8 protein-coding genes are annotated in these 23,567 nt (G+C 48.1%); 5 read left to right on the top strand and 3 right to left on the bottom strand.

Features of this window, described 5'->3' with window-relative positions; genetic code table 11:
• Positions 1 to 299: 299 nt before the first annotated feature.
• From R3D00_19145 to R3D00_19135, 3 genes are all read left to right on the top strand, one after another.
• Positions 300 to 1,484, top strand: coding sequence for a PorP/SprF family type IX secretion system membrane protein (locus R3D00_19145; protein MEZ4775310.1), 1,185 nt, complete (start codon positions 300 to 302; stop codon positions 1,482 to 1,484).
• 34 nt (positions 1,485 to 1,518) lie between these two features.
• On the top strand, positions 1,519 to 8,889 hold the full coding sequence (locus R3D00_19140; protein ID MEZ4775309.1) for a PKD domain-containing protein: 7,371 nt from the start codon (positions 1,519 to 1,521) through the stop codon (positions 8,887 to 8,889).
• 136 nt (positions 8,890 to 9,025) lie between these two features.
• A complete protein-coding gene (locus R3D00_19135; GenBank protein ID MEZ4775308.1) occupies positions 9,026 to 11,752 on the top strand; it encodes a glycoside hydrolase family 2 TIM barrel-domain containing protein in 2,727 nt (908 codons plus the stop codon).
• Between the two features lie 35 nt (positions 11,753 to 11,787).
• Here R3D00_19135 and R3D00_19130 read toward each other — a convergent pair whose 3' ends face one another.
• The gene (locus R3D00_19130) at positions 11,788 to 13,254 is read right to left on the bottom strand and encodes a potassium transporter TrkG (protein ID MEZ4775307.1); all 1,467 of its coding nucleotides are present in this window, start codon (positions 13,252 to 13,254) and stop codon (positions 11,788 to 11,790) included.
• Positions 13,255 to 13,420: 166 nt separating this feature from the next.
• On the opposite strand from R3D00_19130, the gene R3D00_19125 reads away from it, so the two are divergent.
• Positions 13,421 to 15,850 (top strand): lamin tail domain-containing protein, encoded by a 2,430-nt coding sequence (locus R3D00_19125; protein ID MEZ4775306.1) that lies wholly within the window; start codon positions 13,421 to 13,423, stop codon positions 15,848 to 15,850.
• An 80-nt stretch (positions 15,851 to 15,930) separates the two neighbouring features.
• Here R3D00_19125 and R3D00_19120 read toward each other — a convergent pair whose 3' ends face one another.
• Both R3D00_19120 and R3D00_19115 read right to left on the bottom strand, forming a co-directional pair.
• Positions 15,931 to 18,780 (bottom strand): T9SS type A sorting domain-containing protein, encoded by a 2,850-nt coding sequence (locus tag R3D00_19120; protein ID MEZ4775305.1) that lies wholly within the window; start codon positions 18,778 to 18,780, stop codon positions 15,931 to 15,933.
• 24 nt (positions 18,781 to 18,804) lie between these two features.
• Positions 18,805 to 21,228: a thiamine pyrophosphate-dependent enzyme gene (locus tag R3D00_19115; GenBank protein MEZ4775304.1), complete on the bottom strand. Its 2,424-nt coding sequence runs from the start codon at positions 21,226 to 21,228 to the stop codon at positions 18,805 to 18,807.
• Positions 21,229 to 21,364: 136 nt separating this feature from the next.
• Here R3D00_19115 and R3D00_19110 point away from each other — a divergent pair, with 136 nt between their 5' ends.
• Positions 21,365 to 23,512, top strand: coding sequence for a M43 family zinc metalloprotease (locus R3D00_19110; GenBank protein MEZ4775303.1), 2,148 nt, complete (start codon positions 21,365 to 21,367; stop codon positions 23,510 to 23,512).
• The last annotated feature ends 55 nt before the right edge of the window (positions 23,513 to 23,567 follow it).

Genomic DNA, 23,567 nt, shown 5'->3' with positions numbered 1-23,567 from the left:
CAGAATCAATTTCTGCACCCATTTTTTTTTGTAAAATTCGCGATGACGCAATATTTGTAATACGGCAAGAAGCATGGGGAGAAGCACAATAAGCGCGCGGTACAATCAGAATGAGAATCCCGATTTCCATTAAAAGGTTTATTACCCCTTTTTTTATTTCCAATTTATTCCCTAGCTTTATATCCAATAAGCCTCCCTGAAAGAATTTCCCTGTCACCACTTGACTAATAGACTGATAATCACGTCTTTGGCTGTATGCTTCTGCTTCTTATCATTACAGGTTCGAATTATAAAATCAAATGAAAAGACATTTACCCGTTTTTTTATTGTTCGGAACATTCTGGCTGGGCTCATATTTCGGGCTTAAGGCCCAGGACCCGATTTTCAGCCAGTATTTTGCCAATCCTATGTACCTCAACCCCGCGCTGACCGGGGTGTATGGCGGCACCAATGTAACACTCAACGGGCAGAAAATGCGCTATAAAGCGGGCCAGTTTCTGACCAATAGTGCGGCGATCAGCACAGATGTTCCCTGCGTTCAATCGGCGTTTGGGGTGATTTATTCTGACGACAGGGCAGGGGATAGTCCGGTAAAGTGGCAAAGAATGGGAGCTTCCTGGGCCTGGCATACGAGGCCCAAAGACGACCTCTATTATCCATGGGACCTGAGACTTGGGTTGAACGGAACCTATAACCGCAGGTCATTTGATATGGACGGACTGATTTTCAGCGATCAGCTGCATGCGATTTACGGCAATCAAGGCCCCAGTGCGGTGGATCTGAGTAATTTTGGCGGAAATAACAGCTTTTTTGATCTGGACTTTGGGATGGATTTTGAGAGTAGTATTAAGGAGACCTTTTATTTTAATACTGGTTTTGTTGCAAATCATCTGGTAAAGGTTGATCCCTCACTGATCAATATTAATGATACACTTCCGGTTCGCTTTACCGGCTATTTTAATGGTAGTCTGGAAATGACCAATGGCCTTCGCGATTATTGGGTGATTCCGTTTGCGAAAGTTGATATCCAACGCACTTCCCGGCAATGGGCACAAACTGATACTGCCACCGGAATAAAAACAACCTTTAAATCTGCGTTTATGCACCGGCTCAATTACGGTGTTTTGTTTGCTATGCGTCCGGGAGCAAGAACCGGGCAAAATGTGGGTTTATGGGGTGGATTTATGATGGGGCATAGTTTCAATGGTCTATTCAATCAAAATATCAATACTTTCACGCCGATGATGGGTTTTACCTGGAGCGCAGGTGCCGCTGATTATCGTGTCGGTATGAGCTATGATTACGACTTTTCCGGTCCTCGAAGCGATACGGGGGGGATATTCGAAATCTCTCTGATGATGACCATTCCGGAAGCAACGTTTTTCTGTAGTTCCGGCACCAGGATGATGCGAAGAAGATGTCCCGTACCTGGCATGCCTTCCAGTAGTTTTTCTGCATCACCTCGCAATAGATTAAAATTATAGTAATAGGTCTCTCATTTCCCCTAAGCCTGTTTTCATGAAATTATTTTTTCGCGCCTTGGCACTCATTGTAATATTGGGTGGATATATTCAACTATCTGCTCAATGTAATGCGGGTTTTTCTTTTGTACAGCCTGCGGGCAGCTGTGCCGCTTCGCCGGTTCAGTTTACGGCCACCGGCAATCCTGTAACAATAACCAGTTATTTCTGGACTTTTGGTGATGGGGGTTTTAATGCCAATCCCACAGCACAACATTCCTACCCGGTGACTGCCGTTAATACCAACTATACCGTAACGCTCACTGTCACAGATACCAGTGGCGCTTCGTGTAATACCTCTCAGGTCGTGACAGTTTTGGGTGTAACGCCCATTTCCGCAACGCTGAGCCAGCCGTTTTTTTGTGCGCCGGATACTTCGATCAATACCTTTCCTTTTTCGATTACCATTGACCCTGCCAGTATGGGTGCCGGGCCATTTACCGTAAATTTTGGTGATGGAAGTGCACCCGTAAACAGTGCAGGCCCGGTTATTCCACATACTTATGTTACTTACGGGACATTTAATATCACCATAACCGCAAATGGCGCATCATGTCCGGGGTTTTACACGCAGGTTTATTTTTATACCGATCCGGTAGCGGTTCCTGATCCGGTTCAGCCTTTTATCTGTGAGGGAAATGCCATAACGGTTCACAATCTCAGCGATGTCAGCAAAGGGAATATTGATTATTTTGAATGGGACTGGGGGATTTACGGGCCAACCTATATCGTATATGACACAGCAACTCAGAGTTATACCTACAATCTCGATAGCATTAATATCTGCGTAGGATTACCCTTTCAGGGTTATTCTGATGGGGTAAAACTGACGGCTTATAATAAATGTTCTGATCATTTTGCAATTACACAGATTAAAATCAGGGCTTTGCCGCGGGCAAAATTTGATTGGCCCAAACCCGTTTGTCTGCCCAATGCACCGGTCGCTTTTATCAATCAAAGTTGTCCGGTGAGCTTGTATGTAGATCCGATCTCGTTTACCTGGCTTTTTGAAAATACAACCGGTGGCGTTGACACTTCATATCTCCCATCGCCCATTTATACTTATACTCAACCCGGGCAATACGATGTTACGCTGATTGTGACCAATAATTGTGGTGCAGATACGGTCAAACATACGGTAGATGTGATTCCCCCGCCGGTTGCGGCTTTTGTGGCAGATACCACGTTTGGTTGTATTGATTTTTGTATTAGTGTCACAAATAATTCGACGCCGGGCAGCAATGTCAACTACACCTGGGTGGTGTTTGGCGATACGGCTTGCTGGGATTATGCAGATACAACGCAAAATAACCATTCGTTTCAACCCGGCTTTTGTTTTTCCTGTCCTGATTCTTTTCCCATACGGTTGACTGCGCAGAATGTATGCGGCGTGGATTCTGTGAGAGATACTATTTTTGCCCGGCAGCCGCCTGATCTGGATATGGCTTTTATTGGCGATACGTGTGGGGTGTTTGTGCTGAATGGTATTTTCTATTCTGTGATCGACTATGGCGCACCGATTACGGCCTATAACTGGACATTTACCGGCGGAATACCGGCAACTTTCAACGGCCCTGTCCCTCCGCCTGTTACTTTTTCTCCGGGGAATAATTCTGTTCAGCTTTGTGTGGTGAATGATTGTGGGAATACGTGTATTACCCGCGATTTTTTTATTGCGCCGCTTACCGGTGTTAACGCCGGAGCGGATATGAATATTTGCCTCAATGATACGGTTGTGCTGTCCGCTAATCCTTCGCCAGGTTTTTGGTCAGGACCTTCAGTAGATTCTTTGGGTGTATTTATTCCCGATACTTTTGGTAGCTATCAGCTGATTTATACTCACCTCGCCGCCAGTTGCCGGGAGTATGATACTGTGATGGTCACAGTTCAGGATACACCGACAGTAAATGTACTGACCCCGCTGACCCAGCTTTGCCTGGATACGAGTATCGTCATTACCCTGAATGCAGCCCCTGCCGGCGGAACGTGGCTCGGGTTTGGGTTGTTTAATAATAATCAGTTTCGTGCCGATACTGCGGGAACATTCACGTTTGTATATGAAGTTGCCGATCCGCTTGCGGGTTGTGTCGGACGGGGTTTTGCCACGATTATCGTGGATACCATACCGCGAATCGACAGCATCCCCGCTTTTGTACTGTACTGTTATGGCAATTTCCCCGAACCGCTTCCTGGCGTTGTGCCTGCCGGTGGTACCTGGACGGGGTCTGCCGGGATTCAGGGGAATCAGTTTAACCCCGGCCTGTTGCCTGGCCCGGATACACTGATGATTTATTACACTTTTACGAATAGTAACGGCTGTACCGGAACAGACAGTATGGAGGTGCGTGTGGTAAATCCTTCCAGCGTGGATGCCGGTCCTGCCGATACGCTGTGCCTTAATGCCGGAACAGGTACACTTCCTGGCGGTTTCCCGCAGGGGGGCGAATGGAGCATTCTTTCCGGAAACTACCTCACCGATCCGATAACAGGGGGATACAATACGCTTCAGATGAATTCGGGCAATAACCCATTTACCTATACCATATTTGCCGGAACCAGCTGCGAAACGTCGGATGTTACCAATGTCTTTATTTATGATACTACGCAGGTGGCTATTGGCCCTGATACGACCATCTGTACCTCTGCCGGGCAGTTTTTCCTGACAGCTTCTGTTGCGGGAGGTACATGGGTGGGATTGGGAATCGTCAACCCAACCACGGGTTTATATAATCCGGCTTTGGTTCCACCAGGCACTACCGATCAGGTTTGTTACTCGATAATCAATGCGTTTAGTTGTGAGAGCCGCGACTGTCGGCTGATTTATGTAGACTCATTGCCAACGCCGGGATTTGGCGGTCCATTGGTGGGTTGTATTGGGCAGAATCTGTCTTTTCCGATCAGTTCGGTTTACGCCACTTCTCATTTGTGGAATTATGGAGATGGCACGGCTCTGACAAATTCCAATAGCCATATGTATTCTTTTCCTGGTACATTTACGATTATTCAGTATGCCTACAATGCCAATGGTTGTGTAGATTCTACCAGCAGAACGATCATTATTTCCGAACCTCCCGCTGCCAGCTTTACTGTGGATGTGGACAGTGGTTGTGCTCCGTTGATGGTGACATTTACCAATACAAGTAATATTGCGGGCGGTATCTGCTTCTGGAATTTTGGCGACGGACAGACAGATAATAACTGTTCTCCTGCGCCGCATGTATTTCAGGATAGTGCGGATGTTGCCCATTATACAGTAACCCTCACGATTGCCAATCTTTGCGATACCGTAACAGCTACCCGTGTGATAACTGTTTTCCCCCGGCCACAGATCATTTTTGACTCACAGGTGGATACGGGCTGTTCGGTTTTGCCGATTCAGTTTGGTAACCTCACCACAGGAAAACCCGATGATTTTTTCTGGTATCTCAATACAATTTCTCCCGCGGGATTGTTCTCTACGGATAGCATTCCCCCCATTCAGTATTATTCTCACCCAGGCAGTACGGGTTTTAGTGTGTATGAAATTTTCCTGCTAGCGGTAAACCAATGTGGGGCTGATACCGGCCGTCAGGAGATTGTTGTTTTGCCCAATACGCTCGATGCCTTATTTAATACCAGCGACCTTTCGGGTTGTGCACCGCTGACGGTTACTTTTGCTGACCTTTCAGGCGCACCGTTTTTGTGTTGGGAAATCAATGGAACCAACCCGCCGGGAGATACGGTAAGTTATACATTTACCAACCCGGGAACCTATACTGTCAAACATTGTGTCAACAATGGCTGTAGCTACGACACCAATCAGGTGGTGATAACCGTTTACCCGCAACCGATTGTCGCATTCACTGCTGATACCATGACGATCTGCCAGGGGGACACGATTCATTTTACCAATTTTTCTCAGGGGACCAATACCCAGACCTGGAACTTTGGTGATGGCGCTACAAGCACGGCGTTTAGTCCTTCCCATACTTATAGCCTGGCTGGTAATTATACCGTGACGCTGACTGCATTTGCAGATACCAATTCGTGTAGCAATCAGGCAACTACGGTCATCAATGTTTTACCGCCTCCGGCTGTAAGTTTTTTGCCCTCCGATACGGCGGGCTGTCCTCCGCTTGTGGTGAATTTCTCCAACGTTCCGCCCAACCTGAACTATATCTGGAACTTTGGTGATAACAGCTTCAGCACGGCTGCGCAACCTTCTCATACTTATTCGAATACGGGCTATTATATCGCAAGCCTTACGGTGGTGAACAATCTCGGCTGTCGCAACAAAACCAGCCGGGGCATCAGGGTACATGAGGTTCCAACTGCTGATTTTTCTGCGAATGCGGATACAGTTTGCGGTCCCGGTGTGCCGGTTGTTTTCCAGAACCTTTCTTCGGGAGATACCATCCTTGCTTACGCCTGGGACTTTGGCGATGGTTCACCCGTATCCACGCAGATCAATCCGATACATGCATACAGCACACCGGGTATTTATACGGTTGTGCTCACTACAAGCAACGTCTTTAACTGCGAGGATAATGCCAGCAAGGTGATTGTGGTTTTGCCTCAGCCGCAGGCGATTCTGTCGGCATCTGATACTTTGGGCTGCGTGCCGATGCCGGTGATTTTTACGGACAATTCGCTTAACAGCAGCGGTCGGGAGTGGTTGATTGACGGGCAGTTTTTTACAGCGAATCCGGTGAATATCACCTTTAATTCTCCGCCGGATACGTGTTACCAGATTGTGCTGATTGCCGACACCGCGGGATTCTGTTTTGATACGGCAACCTTTCAGGTGTGTACTTCAAGCTCTCCCCAGGCGGTTTTTGCGCCTGATCAGGCGGAGTTTTGCGGTGCACCAGCGACGGTCAATTTCACCGACCAGAGCCAGTCCACGCGGCCTTATACTGTCGTCTGGAGCTTTGGTGATGGAAGTTCCTCCACGGCGGTCAATCCTTCTCATACCTATACTGCTGTGGGCGAATATGTGGTGACACAAACCTTGCTGACGGATTACGGTTGTACATCGGTGTTTACAGACACGATATATGTTTATCCTCAGCCGCAGGCGATTCTGTCGGCATCTGATACTTTGGGCTGCGTGCCGATGCCGGTGATTTTTACGGACAATTCGCTTAACAGCAGCGGTCGCGAGTGGTTGATTGACGGGCAGTTTTTCGCAACGAATCCGGTGAATATCACCTTCAACTCTCCGCCGGATACATGTTACCAGATTGTGCTGATTGCCGACACCGCGGGATTCTGTTTTGATACAGCAAACTTTCAGGTGTGTACTTCAAGCTCTCCGCAGGCGGTTTTTGCGCCTGATCAGGCGGAGTTTTGCGGTGCACCGGCGACGGTCAATTTCACCGACCAGAGCCAGTCCACGCGGCCTTATACTGTCGTCTGGAGCTTTGGTGATGGAAGTTCCTCCACGGCAGTCAATCCTTCTCATACCTATACTGCTGTGGGCGAATATGTGGTGACACAAACCTTGCTGACGGATTACGGTTGTACATCGGTGTTTACAGACACGATATATGTTTATCCTCAGCCGCAGGCGATATTGGCGGCATCTGATACTTTGGGCTGTGTGCCGATGCCGGTGATTTTTACGGACAATTCGCTTAACAGCAGCGGTCGTGAGTGGTTGATTGACGGGCAGTTTTTTACAGCGAATCCGGTGAATATCACCTTCAACTCTCCGCCGGATACGTGTTACCAGATTGTGCTGATCGCTGATACGGCGGGATTCTGTTTTGATACGGCAAACTTTCAGGTGTGTACCGCGAGCCCGCCGTTGGCAGATTTTCGCACAGCGTGGGATAAGTTTTGCGGCATACCCGCGCAGAACCAGTTTACGGATTTGTCTCAATCCACGCTGCCATTGACCTACCAGTGGTCTTTTGGCGATGGCGGCACATCGGTACTGAAAAATCCGTCTCATATTTACCAGCAGACCGGCACTTTCCCTGTCAGACTTGTGGTTACCAATTCTTATGGGTGTCGCGATACCCTTACGGATCAGGTGGTCGTATTGCCGCAGCCTGACGCAAATTTCCTGCCCAATCCCGACCGGGGCTGTTCGCCTTTGCGGGTGGTATTTGCCAACAACAGCAGTGGGTTCAGCGGTTCATTGTGGGACTTTGGAGATGGGACCGGCTTTTCCACCCAGACAAATCCTGACCATATATATTACCCTACTGATACTGTATTCACGGTAAAACTAATTGTCGATACCGCTGATTTTTGTTTTGACTCAGTGACCACGCAGATTCGTGTGGGCAGCGCCCCGGTCGCAGATTTTGACGCGTCGTTGTATGAAGCCTGTCAGTCCGCTACGGTGACTTTTACCAATCGTTCGTTTTCAGCTGCACTGGGCTTAAGTTACCGCTGGCATTTTGGCAATGGTGACAGTTCCAGTCTGAAGAATCCGGTGGTATTTTTCAACCAGCCGGGCAGCTATGAAGTACAACTGGTAACAATCAATACCTATGGGTGTAAGGACACCTTTACCCAAACCATCAATATTTACCCACAGGCAGAGGCCTCATTTATTGCCGATCCGGTGGATATATGTGAAGGCGAATCCGTATTTTTCCGCGACATGTCGGTCAATGCTACCCGCTGGCATTGGAACTTTGGTGACGGGGCCGTAGTGGTAGATTCGATGCCCATTCACCGGTATGATCAGGAAGGGGTATATGATGTGGAGTTAATCGTCTCTTTCGACGGAAAATGTGCCGATACCCTGCGGTATGACGATCTGATTGTCGTGCACAAAAGCCCGCTGGCAAGTTTCACTGCGAAAGATACCAGCCTGATTCCAGGCCGTCCCGACGGCATGGTGGTATTTACCAATCAGTCCCTTTTTGCAGACCGGTACCGGTGGGATTTTGGCAACGGAGACACCTCTAATGTAGAAAACCCCGTTTACCAATACACCATCAATACTTCTTACGAAGTGATGCTGGTCGCTTATGCTGCCAATGGCTGTACAGACACCGCATGGCAAACCATCAATATCGGTGGGGTAAAGGGGCTGCAAATTCCGAATGCTTTTGCACCTGTGAGCGGTACACAACCCGATAAGGATGACCCCCATTCAGGCGATTTATTCACCGTATTTTTTCCTCGTGGAATTGGTCTCCGGTCGTACCATATCGCTGTATATTCCCGCTGGGGCGAATTGCTTTGGGAGTCAACAAAACTGAGCGATGGCGTCCCGACAGAGTGGTGGGATGGTAAAGATCGGATGGGAAGTTTGATGACCTCCGGCGTATATATCTACCAGGTGCACGAAGCTGTTTTTGAGGATGGCTCCGAGTGGCCGGGAATGCGGAGAAAAAGCCGGACAGGAAATATTACGCTGATTCGATAGAAAGCAGATGCTGTTAATACAGGGAAACAGAAATAGTCAGTGCGAAAAGAAAACCATTCAAAAAACAAAGAGCCTTAGCAATTTTCTGAATGAATCTCTATTTTCACCCGGTGTTTTACTTTAACCTGGAGATCTGATGAAATTCCTTGCCTCCCTCTTTGTTTTTCTATTGCTGACTACTTTTGGTTTTTCGCAAGACATTCCCCTGCCTGAACATCCCCGGCCTGATTTCCAACGATCCCAGTGGATGAACCTCAACGGATCGTGGCAATTTGCTTTCGATTCGCTGATGACAGGTGAAAAAAACGGTTGGCAGAATGGAAAAACTGCCTTTCCCCTCTCTATTTCCGTTCCCTTTCCCTGGGGTTCTGCGCTTTCAGGAGTGGCTGACAAGGCCGATATCGGCTGGTACCAACGCGAAGTGAAAGTACCTGATGCATGGAAAGGAAAAAAGGTTTTTTTGACGATAGGTGCTTCTGACTGGCTCACGAAAGTCTGGCTTGATGGTCACTTTCTTGGCGAGCACAAGGGCGGTTATACACCTTTTTCTTTTGACCTTACGCCTTATCTTAGCTGGGGACAGACACAAAAGCTGGTTGTGATGGTCGATGACGCACGACGCGAATTTACCCTCTACGGCAAACAGGGCTACGGCAATGCCCGCGGTATCTGGCAGACCACCTACCTCGAAGCCCGCGGCAATGACTGGCTGGATGCGCTGCATTTTACCCCTGACACCGACAATCAAAAAGTGAAAGTTACAGCCTGGCTACCGACAGACGCGCCACGCGATCTTTCGCTTACAGTAAATATTCCCAATGCCACCCCTCCGATATCCAGACAGGTTACCATTCCCAAAGGAAGTCATAAGTGGATATTTGAGATTCCTGTCCCCGAACCCCATCTGTGGGATCTGGATGATCCTTTCCTATATGAAGTGGACGCACAACTGGAAGACGATCAGTTACACACGTACTTTGGGATGAGAAAAATTTCAGTCGTCAACCTCCCGGGCAGTGAATATCCTTACGTGGCGCTCAACAATGAACCCATTTATCTGCAACTCACCCTCGACCAATCGTACCATCCGGAAGGATTTTATACCTTCCCCAGCGACCAGTTTATGCGGGAGGAAATTGAAAGGAGCAAGTCGATCGGGCTGAATGGGATTCGTACGCATATCAAGGCTGACATTCCCCGGAAATTGTACTGGGCCGACAAACTGGGGCTTTTGGTCATGTCCGACCTTCCCAATAGCTGGGGGGATCCGGAAGAAAAAATGCAGGCAGAAGCAGAATATACCCTTCGGGAAATGATTCGCCGCGATTACAATCACCCTGCCATATTTTCATGGATTGTGTTTAATGAAACCTGGGGTTTGAGAACGACGATCGAGCAGGACGGCAAAAAAGAAAGACGTTATCTGCCTGAGACCCAGCAATGGGTGGCTTCTATGTATTACCTCACTAAATCCCTGGATCCTACCCGCCTGGTGGAAGACAATTCGATCTGCTGCGGCGCGGGGCATACGGAGACCGATATCAACTCCTGGCATAGCTACCTTCCCGGCTGGGAATGGGAGGATTATCTGAAAAATATGGTCGAAAATACCTATGAAGGCAGCGCTCATGATTTCGAACCAGGGTTTCAGCAGGGAAAACAACCCAATATCAACTCTGAATGCGGCAATGTCTGGGGCTATGAAGGCAGTACCGGTGATGTGGACTGGAGCTGGGATTACCACCGGATGATGAATACTTTCCGCAAATATCCGCTGGTCGCAGGCTGGCTTTATACCGAACATCATGACGTCATCAACGAATGGAATGGCTATTGGCGTTTTGACCGAACGGAAAAAGAAACCGGGGTAGGGGAAATTGTCAATGGAATGACCACAAAAGATTTCCATTCCCTGATCTATCTCTCAACCGGCAACGAAATCTCCCGCACCGTTGCTGGCGGAGAAAAGGTCGAGGTGCCGCTTTATATTTCAGCAATGACGGGAAAAGATTTGGGCTATTCCCTCAACGTAGACTACCAACTGTCTATAACAGATCAGACCGGAACGGAGAGAAATATTTCCTCCGGGCAAATCAGTTTTGACTACCGTCCCTGGATGCAGGAAACCCTGCAGCCACTCAAAATTACGCTGCCTGATATATCGGGACTTGCAAAATTGCAACTGGTGCTCAAAGATGGAAACGGCAAACCCCTGCACCATAATTTTATGTTTTTTGAGATCATTTCAGAGAAAAAACCTGAGGGTATGGTAATTGTGGAGAAAACCCCCTCCGACTTTGCAACAGCACAATGGAGTCAGCGACAGTGGAATGTGCTGGATGGCAAAAAAGTCAACGGAGCGGGCAAAGGCTTCTTCGAATATACCTTTGAGATGCCAGCCGGAGGAAAAATGCCGCGTTCAGTATATTTTGTGGCAGAGTTATCAGCAAAGGAGCTGTTTACCAAAGACCAGACCACGGAGTTTAACCGCAATCAGGATTATATGTTGGGGGCAAGGGTATCGCCTAGCGGTAACCCCAATTCGTACCCCATGACTGACGAGACAATGTACCCTTCTGATATCCGGGTACTGGTAAACGGCGAAAAAGTCATGACCACCCGGCTGGCAGACGACCCGGCAGATCATCGTGGCGTGTTGTCCTGGCATCATCAGTTGCAGGACAAAAAGCTGCGTGAAGCTGGCTCTTACGGTTACCTGGTAAAAGTGCCCATCCCCAAAAAGATGTGGAAGCAGCGCACCGTGAAGATTCGCATTGAGACGGAGGGAGAAGGTGGCGTCGCAGTTTATGGAAAAACGTTTGGCCGTTACCCTGTAAATCCTTCAATTGTAATTGTGAAGTAGTTGTTTACATCAGAAACTCTGTGAAACCGAATCTACTAGGCCTCCCGCCAGAAGAAAGGGGTAAACAACATCAAAACGGTGAAAAGTTCGAGCCGTCCGAGCAGCATCATAAAGGAAAGAAACCATTTGCCCAGATCTGAAAAAAGGGCAAAGTTTTCGCTGTTACCTGGACCAACATTTCCAATGCCCGGGCCAATATTGCCCAAAGTTGCTGCAATTGATCCAATGGCTGTCATAAAATCGTAGCCCATAAATGCCATCACAAAAGAGCCAGTTACAAACAACAAAATATAGATCAGGATAAATGCGAGGATTCTCGAAACTACCTCTGGCGTTACCGCTTTTCCATTAAACCATACGGGCATAATCGCCTTGGGGTGAATCTGTCTCTTCAGGTCGAGGTAACTGTTTTTGGCAATGACGATATGGCGCACCATTTTCATACCCCCACTTGTTGAGCCTGCGCATGCACCGGTAAACATCAAAATCAGAAACAACAGCAGCAAAAATGAGCCCCATGCAGTAAAGTCTGCCGTCCCAAAACCCGTTGTGGTAATAATCGACACTACCTGAAAGGCGCTATCGCGAAACGATTGTTCGAATGAGGTGCGATCATTGACACCAAAATACACAACCAGAGACGTCACGATGATCACCAGAATAGTAAAAAAAAGATAGGCCCGGAACTCTTCATTTTCCCAAAGCTTGCCTGGCTTTCCGCGAAACACAAAGTAGGTTACCGCAAAGTTGGAGCCTGCGATAAACATAAAAATTGTAATCACATACTGGATATAGGGATTAAATGCACCCACGCTTGCCTGCCTGGTCGAAAAACCTCCCGTAGAAAGGGTCGCCATAGAGTGACAGAGCGATTCGAAAAGATCCATTCCCCCAAACATCAGCAAAATCATTTCTGCAAAAGTCAGCGCCACATAGATGATCCACAGGCGTTTGGCCGTTTCTTTTACCCGGGGTGTGAGTTTGTCTGGCGTAGGGCCGGGTGCTTCAGCGGCGTATAGCTGCATGCCGCCAATTCCCAGCAAAGGAAGAATGGCAATGGTAAGTACAATAATTCCCATACCGCCAATCCAGTGAGTCATGGCTCTCCAGAAGTGCAATCCTTTGGGTAATTCTTCAATATGGGTTCCGAGAATGGTAGCGCCAGTCGTAGTAAAACCCGACATGGTTTCAAAGAAAGCATCCGTATATGAGGGAATGGCTCCGCTGACAACATAAGGGATCGCTCCAATGGCAGACATTACCACCCAACCCAGCGTTACAATCAGATACCCATCGCGTTTTTTTAGTTCCTGCCCCTTATGTTTTCGGGTAATAAACCAAACCAGTCCACCCAGCAACATCGTGCTAAGGCCTGAGGCCAGAATGGCACCGAGGTCATCACTTCCATAGTAAATCGAAAACGGCAGGGCAAACAACATGGCAAACCCACAGATGGTTACCAGCATTCCCAACACATTGATGATTACTCTGAAGTTGAACATACATTTTAGTTAGGCCGCAAGTATAGAAAACCCCGGTAGATATTCAAAAGGTTTTTTCGTGTGAATCAAACCGCCCGACGCCATTCCTATCGTTACTTTTTGCCGGTTTTTTCCATTGACTTTTTTTTTCCGTGATGTAGCTTCCGGAAGAATTTAATAAACAACCATGAAACACATCATTTTACCTATGATCCTGCTATGCGCAGGCCTTTCCCTCTCGGCACAATGTGTCTTTATTTCGGAGTATCTGGAAGGTTCGGGAAACAACAAATGTATCGAAATTTACAACGGAACAGCTGCCTCTGTAGATCTGGCTGCCGGCGGTTATGTATTGGCGGTGTATGCGAATGGAAACCCTGCAATCACTTCTTCGATCGCCCTGAGTGGAATGGTCGCCCCCGGAGATGTGTACGTTGTCTGTCATCCCTCCGCATCAGCTGTTTTATTGGCTCAGGCTGACCAGACTTCTGGTTCTCTCAGCATGAACGGCGATGATGCAATTGCCCTGATAGCGGCCGGAACCACGATCGATGTTGTCGGACAACCAGGCGTTGACCCCGGCACAGAATGGACGGGGGCAGGGTGCCCGCAGGGGACAGCCGATGGCACCCTCGTGCGTAAATCGGCGCTGATCTGTCCGGCTTTTGACGGACTTACCAGCTTCGATCCTTCATCGGAGTGGGATTGTTATCCGATGGATACTTTTTCCGGAATAGGTTCACACTTCCTCGCTTCCTGTGTGTTGTATGACCTTGCAGTATGGGAGGATGGATGCAACAACGGGACAGCGTCTGCCCTGTTGGATTTCATCGCTTTCAACCCCGGTTCGACAGGTTTTTCTCTGGTCGTTACTCCTGACCCCGGCGGACTTTCCGGCAATTATCTTTATACCGATCTGCCACTTCCATTGACAGGATTTTGGGGCAATAATGCCACTGCTTACAGTTTTGCCGTTGCCGATTTGCAGAATACCGGATGTGTGGCAGACAGCCTGGGCGGAGTTGTTTTTGACTGTCCTGTTGCAGATGAACTGGTCATCACCCAGATGCCGCCAGGGTGTGCAGAGACGAATCAGCCTTTGCAGTTTGAAATTTGTGCAGTGGAAGGCAGTTCGGGGAAAATTCAGCCCGACTTTGCTGGCATTATTTCCGTAACGCTTGATGCGGGAGCAAATGGTACATTATCCGGCAATATGAGCGTGCCTGCTGTGAATGGCTGCGCAGATTTTTTGCTAAGTTATGATTTGCCGGAAGATATTTCCCTGACCTTTTCCAATGGATTTTTTCCGGATGTACAAACCGCAATCATACCTGTTCGCAATCAATGCGCTTCGATGGCGATTACAACGGCGGTGATCAACCCTTGTGGCAATGATTCGCAGAATGAGTATTTTGGTGCACGGACAGGATCCATTGCATTTTCGGTTGACGAACTGGTGATTGCCTCCATCGATCCTTTAATTGGCATTCAACCTAATACCAATTTTGTCTGGTCTGCTTCCGGAACAGACAAAGGGGGAAATACATCCGAATCTTGCGGCGCGATCGGGCTTCAATGCAACCGGATTCTGGATATAAATCATCCATTGGATAGCCCCATTATCCACAACCTGATTTCTCAATTGAACGCCCAGGCCGGATGTGCCCCGGGATTATTTGTCGCACCCGTGGGTCCCAATTTAGGTTTATTGCCAGCAAACGCGAATGTCGTATTTTTTCTGGGCGCCGGGGGAAATGCCTCGCTTCCGCTGGCGCCCGGGTTTGACGGATTGAGCACCAATCTCGATTTCAGTGGATTTTGCGGCCAGGGCCCCGTTTATGTGTTGTTTGGTTACCACAAAAACCCGACGGCTTCTTTTGGATTTTTTTCCAATACTTCGAGCCGCATTTACCAGGTGATTACAAGTGGAAATATCACCTCCGAAATCCAGTACTTTAATCCGGCAGGAAATGCCGAAGCTGAAATTATTGATTCTTCCGGTGTCTATGTATCTGCAACAGATTGTACGCCTCTCAGTCTTTTTCGCGATCTCTTGTTGGGGGTAGAATGGTTGTGGCTGGAAGGCTATTCCCCCGATGGAACCTCTGCGATATTGACCTGGGAAGCAGAAATAACAGGGGGAATAGGAAAGTTTATTGTTGAAAAGCACGATGGCACTGGCAGTTTTGAACCTATCGGCGAGGTAAAAATTCCGAAGGAAACAGATGAGCCGACTTTATTTTCCTATACCGATCGCCACCTTACCGGCGAATCTCAGGCATACCGGATCATGTATATAGATGCCGATGGTGAACCCTCCTGGTCCAGAGTTGTGGAGGTTTTTATTCCTCCGGTAAAAAAAATCACCCTGCTCAGAGCCTGGCCTAATCCGGCAACTACACAGTTTCAGATGGAGCTGTTGAGCCCGGCTGAAGAGAAGGGGGTAGAAATACATTTATCCACGTCTGCTGGAAATTCAATATTTATGTGTAAATTGGACGTAGTTAAAGGGGTAAATACGATTGCATTAGATATGTCTGATATGACGGGTGGTCTATACCTGTATCGCATCCTTTCCGGGGAAAATGTGATTACAGGAAGGCTTATCGTACAATGAGAATGCATCCCAGGTTACCGTCCTGTTTGCAGAAAAGGCTCCCTTATTTACAAGGGGGCCGATTTTTTTTGTGGTAAATGCTACCGGATTATCAACTTTTTTACTATCGGTTTTCCACCAGAAGCCGGTGTCATGCGCAAAAAATAGATTCCGGAAGGTGTGTCGCCGAGTCTTACCGAATGCCTGTCTTGTGGGCCAAATCGCACCGAGGGCTGTTTCCAGATCACCTTTCCTGCTGCATCCATTACTTCAAGATGTAGCGATTCGGATGATTCGCCTTTGTTTTCCACTTCAAATACGCCGTTGCTGGGGTTGGGGAAAACCGTCAGTTGATCGGGCGAAAGCAAGTCTTCGACGCCTGTTGACATAAGGTAGAGTGTCTGCGAAATGGTATCAGACTGGCAATGTGTGCTGATGATTTGTTTTAATTCATATACACCCGATCCAGCATAGTGATGAAGGGGGTTTTGTTGCGTGCTGGTCTCTCCGTCCCCAAATTCCCATTGGAGAAATTGCCCTCCGGCGGATTTGTCTATCAACTGAATGGAAACCCCGTCGCCAAAAAGGACCTGTTGAAAAGCTGCGACTGGTTTGGGAGAAAGAGAATCACAAATGGTGAAATCCCAGATGCCTCTGCCATAGGTGCCAAATCTGGCTACATGTAGAGCTGGTACATATTCTACTGTCCAGTAAGTCTGGTCTGGTGCGTGAAGGCCATCCATCGGATACCATTGGTCATCAGCCGGAATGTACATATATGGCCCTACAGAAGTTGCGGCAAATACCATACTCTCATCGGGGGTCATATCCATGTCGTAAATCAGCAATGCCGGAAGGCCATTATTGGCAGCGACAAAACTCCCGCCATTATTGTTGGATATATAGACGGGGGAGTTGGAATACCCGCTTCCCGCGATATACAATCTGCCAAATTGTTTGGGAGAGGGGAGGATTACATTCCCGTAAAAATAATGACTACCCGGAATGGCGCCCTGTGATGACTTTGTCCAGTTTTGTCCGCCATTGAAAGAAAAAAAGAATTTTTCATTGTCGGTCAGAACATAGCGGTAGTTGGGATCCTGTGGAGAAATACCCATCGCCGAAATGCTGGCATTGGTTCCTTCGCTAAAATCAAAGGGCTGCTCAACTACTGAAATAGTGCCTCCAATGGCCGTTTGCTGGATAATATTTGCCCCCACACCATCCAGACTTCCTCCGCCCAGATACACGCGGTTGGCCATATTGGGATCGGCAAGCAATGGGGGGAGCCACAAATGCCCGCTTCCGTCAAAATCGCGGGAAAACTGCTGGGTGGAAGTAGCTGCGTTGGGATAATACATCGTAAACCCGGGGTAGTTCGTCCAAATGCTCTGCCCCCCGTCTCCGGATACGATATGGCCGTAATCACCACCGATCAACTGGGAAAAATACAGCACTTCGCCATTGTCCTGCGTTGCCCGCTGATAGCCCTGATCCTGGGTGCCGCCATATACGGTACCGGTATTGGTGCGGTGTGTGTAGGTAGAGTAAAATTGTCCCACCTGAAGGCCGGAAAGCGAAATATTCTGAACAGTTTGCAGGTTGTTGTAAGAAACATAGGTGCCTCCGTCCGTGCTCACAATGACAAATTCGCCCAAAACACTGTCCCGAAATGTCTGGAAAGCGGGTATGTCAGCGTGAAGTTTGTTAACGGGGTTTCCATAATACTCAAACCATTCATTGACCAGTTGCCAGGTAACACCGCCATCGGCGCTTCGGTATGCGTTGACGCCCCCTGCAAAAAGCACCTGCGGGTTGATTGATGAACAGGTGAAACTTCTTCTGGAAAATAGCCTGGTGTCCACAGACCCCTGATACGTCCAGGGCGCACCTGCTACAGATTGATAGACATTTGAACTGTCTCCATTTTCATATAGGGCGTAGAGATATGTGCCTGCGGTTGTTTCTACTCCCTGAAGATGGGCATTTCCGCCCGCTGCGATTACGGGAAGTGTGCCAGCCGGAACCAATGTTGTACCCCCTCCATCGATTTTGAAAAGATGGTTGTTTTCCAGTAAAAAGAGTGCGCCTGGTGTATATGGGTCCGTCCAGATATCAAAACGAGCGATATCACCGAAAGTCGCGCTGTGGAAGTCGGCTATTTGGGAAAAATTCAGCCCTTGATCTGTGGATCGGTACAAAGTTGTTACAGACCCCCAGTTTGCCGAACTATAATCCCATTCATAAGCGAGAATATAGAGGGTGTGGATGCTGTCGGGAATGATAGCCATCCGGGCGGCAAACCCCCAGTTGAGGATATTGCCCAGGCCGTTGGAAATATTCCATGTCAATCCGCCATCATCTGAGTAGCGCAGGCCATCAATGCCCCAATCACCAGATAAGGCCAGCAATCGGGAACTGCCCTGAACCGTAATACGGGAAAGTGTGTTGAGGCCGGGGATGGTTTGGAGATCATTTAATACCTCCCAACTACTACCCTGCATATTGCCTTTCCAGATATTGCCCCCTGCGGATGTTACATAAAGGGTGCCTGATTTTGCATCATATTCGGCGCCGGTAGTTCTTCCTGCCTGGTTGATGCTTCCCACTTCGCGCCAGTGGCCGGTGACATTGCCATTGGCAATGGTATCTTTGTCAAAATCGGCGGAAGTTTTAGAGAGGTTTCGCTGTCTGATTTTCTGGAATCGCGATTCGGCTTTTTCCTTCCTTACCTGTTGATCGATTTTCCTCCAGTCAACACCCGGCGCAGTGCGGTGCATTTTTTCGAAAAAGGCTTCCCTTTCCTGCTTCATTTCGCCATTCTCTTCATGAGATAACGCACGGTCGGTAGGAGAGGGGTATTGCAGGGTTAGGGTGTGATACCACATGCCGATGGCTGCCATCAGTACTGCGATCAATGGGAAAAGCAAAAAAGCCAACGTCTTTTTCATAGACTTTGAAAGGGGGTGATGTACTTAGAAAAACAGGGGAAACTTGTTGGGGGCAGCCTCATGCATCATCGCATAGACGGTTTGAAATACGTCTTCAGCCTGTGGTTTGGAGAAGTAGTCGCCATCATCTCCATATGCAGGCCTGTGTGGCTTCGCTGTAAGTGTTCGTGGTTCTGAATCAAGCAAATAGTATCCGCCTTGTTTTTCCAGTACCTCCTGCATCATGTAGGCAGAGGCACCACCGGGAACATCTTCGTCGAAAAAGACGATACGATTGGTCTTTTTGAGTGAATCGAGAATGAGGTGATGGATGTCAAATGGCAAAAGCGTTTGCACATCGATTATTTCTGCATCTATACCGGTTTCCTGTAACTGTTCTGCGGCCTGCATAGCGATCCGGCAACATGCACCATAGGTTACAATAGTGACATCATTTCCCTGACGCAGGATTTCGGGTATGCCCGGGACTATCCGTATTTCTGATATGTTGTCCGGCACCTTTTCCTTTAGACGGTAGGCATTGAGTACTTCAATGATTACGGCCGGGTCGTCGCCAGCCAGGAAAGTATGATAAAACCCTACAGCTCGTGTCATATCTCTTGGCACGGCTATGTGAACCCCTCTCAGAGAATGTATCATCATTCCCAGGGGAGAACCTGCATGCCAGATACCTTCCAGCCTGTGCCCCCGGGTGCGGATAATCGCAGGCGCACGTTGTCCGCCTTTGGTGCGGTAAAGCAGGGTGGAAAGGTCGTCAGACAGGATTTGGAGCGCGTAAATAAAATAATCCAAATACTGAATCTCTGCAATGGGCCGAAGTCCCCGCATAGCCAGCCCGATTGCCTGTCCGGCAATGGTCGCTTCCCGGATTCCTGTGTCCATCACACGGTGCGGGCCAAATTTATCCTGGAGTCCGGCGAATCCCTGGTTGACATCTCCCAGTTGACCAACATCTTCTCCAAATGCGACAATCAGCGGATTTTGGGCAAACATTTCTTCGAAAGCCTGATTGAGGATTTCAAATCCACTCTTCAATGGCGCTTCCTCGGAATAGACAGGCGCCACCGGTTGGACATTCATCGGGGAAAGCGGCGTACTACTATACAAATGAGAGCCATAACTTTCTCCCCATTCCGCCTGCTTGGCTTTTCTCCATGTAGCAAGTGCCGCAACCGTAGGGTGGTTGATGGCCCGGGCAGCCAGCAGCGCTTTATGAGAATTGATCATGATATCACGACGTGCCGGTTCGAGCAGTTTTTTAAGTCCGGCAATAATCTGGGATAATTGTTCGTGCGCTTTCCCGGAAGCATGTGAAGCAATTTCACCAATCAGAAGCAATAGTTGGGATACTTCCTTTTTGATCGGCGCCTGATAAGCCTGCCACGCATCATTTTTGATTTTGCGTACAATCCGGCGATCTTCTTTTTCCAATTCATCTATTTCCGCAGCGGTCGCAAATCCTTTTTCGATGATATACTCACGAAGTTTGGATATACAGTCGTGCTGTTTTTCCCATTGCAGTCGTTCCTGAGACTTATATCTTTCGTGGCTGCCAGAGGTGCTATGTCCTTGTGGCTGAGTAACTTCCGTTACGTGAACGATAGCAGGGATATGATTGACACGGGCATTTTCGGTGGCCATGCGATACGTTTCAATCAATGCCTCATAATCCCAGGCCTTTACGGTATAAATATCGTATCCCCTTTCATTGTCGGTCCGCTGGAAACCGGAAAGCATTTCAGACAAACTTTGTTTGGTGATCTGAAATTCATTGGGTACAGAAATACCGTATTCATCATCCCAGATGGACATAACAAAGGGCCCCTGAATAACGCCAATCGCATTGATGGTTTCCCAGAATACGCCTTCTGCACAACTGGCATTTCCGATGGTACCAAAAACGACCTCATTGCCATTGTTGGAGAAAACGGAAAAATCTTTCAGTTCGGGTAACAGCCGAAAAAGCCGCGAAGCCTGAACCAGCCCCGCAATACGGGGCATTTGGGAAGCCGTAGGCGAAGCGTCTGCGGTCGTAACCTTTTGTCGGGTCATATCTTCCCAGGAACCATCTTCCCGTATCATGCGGGTAGCAAAATGACTATTCATTTGCCTGCCTGCTGAATGCGGATCGTTTTTGAGGTCTGGGTCAGCGTATAGTTGAGAGAAAAACTGATCAATAGTGGCTATGCCTGTGATAAAGGCAAAGGTCTGATCGCGATAATAACCGGAGCGGATGTCTCCGTTCTGGAAAAATTTTGCCAGGGCAATCTGTGGAAGTTCCTTACCGTCACCAAAAATACCAAACTTCGCCTTTCCTGTAAGTACTTCCCTTCGACCCAAAAGGCTGGCCTGACGACTTTGGTAAGCGAGACTGTAGTCGCGCAGTATTTCTTCTTTCGTCATCCGGAGTCCTGAATTTTCTACAACTTCTTTCGGTTCAATTCGCATGGGGACAAAATATCTCGAAAATTAGGGAAATTTTTATGCAGTCCAAAAACATGTGTGGCGTTTAGCAGTGAGAAATATCATTAGTGGGAGATATTGGAGGAATTTACTATTTTCCGCGCTTATTTACACCAAATCTATGGTATTCACCCGTGCTTTTTCCCTTATCTTACTGATAATCACGCAATTTAATTGCATTTTTTCTCAATCGGCATTCTACTGCGCAACTGGTTATACCGAACAAAAACTCGCAGAAAAAAATCCTGATTACGAAAAAAATTTACTTGACCACGATTTATTTCTGAAAAGGCTGGTATTAGATCATTGGGCCGATCCCCGAAGGGGAACCGATACGGTGATATATACAATCCCTGTTGTATTTCACGTTCTTTACCTGGATCCTACCGAAAATATAGCCAGTTCTAAGATTTATACCGAAATCGAAAATATAAATGAGGCTTTTCGCAATCTGGGCTATTACGATCCTACTGTCGGTGCGGACGCCAGAATCCAGTTTTGTCTGGCAAAAGTAGCACCCGACGGCAGCGGTACTTCGGGGATTGAGCGGATTGAGACGCCGCTGACGGATATCGGGCCCAATGATGATTTTAATATGAAACAGCAGTTTAACTGGGATCCTACCCGTTATCTGAATGTATATATTGCCCGCGACCTGTTAGGGGGCGGCGTGCTGGGGTACGCTTATTATCCTACAAGCCACGGTGAATTTTGGGATGGGATTGTACTTCTGACTTCTATTGTCGGGAGAAGTAAAGCCAATTCTGCCGTCTTTGCGCACGAAATCGGACATTACCTGGGATTGCCGCATCCCTTTGACCGGGGGTGTAAAAATGATGATTGCCTGCTCGATGGCGACAGGGTTTGTGATACACCGCCTGATAATTCGACCTTTGAGGGCTGTGGCGTGTTTAACAGCTGCTCTACTGACGCCGACGACCCCAGTGCCAATAATCCTTTTACTACCGATGTGCCCGACGCAAATAATCAATTCATGGACTACAATGAAGGCCTGTGCCGAAGGGCTTTTACAGACGGGCAGGTGGAGCGAATGCGGATTGTGCTGACCAATATCCGCGCAAGTCTGCTGAATTCCTATGCCTGCCAGACTCCTGTGGCTTTTGATGCCGGCGTTTCGGAGATTATCAGCCCCTCGGTTACAGAGTGTGAAGAGAATCTTTCGCTCGGGATCGAACTGAGAAATTTTGGCCTCACCCCGCTAAACACTATCCAAATCAGCTATCGGTTTGACCAGGGACCGGTTGTTTTGGGAAACTGGACGGGTACCTTGTCCTATACAGAAACAGATACGGTTTTTCTGCCTGTGGCTGCCTCACTTACGCCCGGACTTCACACCGTTACGGTTTACAGTAGCCTGCCCAATGGACAAGCCGATGGGTTTCTGCTCAACGACACCAGTCATACAACTTTCAATTATCAGCCGCTGCTTCAGGCGCCTTTTTCTGAAGATTTTTCGTTGGGTCTGCCTTCCACATGGACCATTGAAAATCCAGGTGGTTCTGGTTGGGAAATTGCCTATGCCGGCTGTGATGATGGCTCGGGTAATACCTGCATGTTTATCGACAATACCGTGATGGCCGCTGCCGGAATCGAAGATGCGCTGATTTCTCCGTTGGTAGATCTTCGCTATATACAAAACGGATATTTGTATTTTGACAGAGCTTTTGCCTCGGACTCAAATACAGCGGGTTTTAGCGAGTCATTTGAGATTCGCTACTCCCTGGACTGCGGCAAAACTTTCCCCGACAATGCAAATATTTATTCTTCCGACCGCAATAATCTGACGACGGTTTACATTTCTTCAGATTCATTTGATACCTGGATTCCTGGAGCCTGTTCTGACTGGCTGAAAGATTCGATAGATATCAGCTGGCTGAGAGGAGAGCAGGTGGTGTTTCGTTTTGATTATTACAAATACGACAATGGCTTTCCGCTTTACCTCGACAATATTCAGGTTCTGGGTAGCTTTAATACAGGTGTTGATGATATTCATTCTGATGATTATCTGGACATCTATCCCAACCCCGGGTCAGGCGATTTTATGTTGAGGATAAATTCTTCAGATCATGGACTTTATGCTCTGCGTGTATGGGATATCCATGGCAGAAAAGTATATGAAGAAAAAGCCGGGAAAACGAGTGGGGAAATCGAAAAACCTCTCCGTGTATCTCATTTGGCAGCCGGACTGTATATGGTCGAAGTGCAATCAGAAAACAGCCGTATGGTGAAGAAAATAAAGATTGAGTAGTGACGAAAAGGAGGCTGCTGGCATATTATTTGATTAAGATATAGAAGAAATTATC

The sequence above is a fragment of the Bacteroidia bacterium genome (genome assembly GCA_041391665.1).
Lineage (GTDB): Bacteria > Bacteroidota > Bacteroidia > J057 > J057 > JAGQVA01.
The sequence above is the reverse complement of the archived record's forward strand: the minus strand, read 5'-3'. Positions and strand labels throughout refer to the sequence as shown.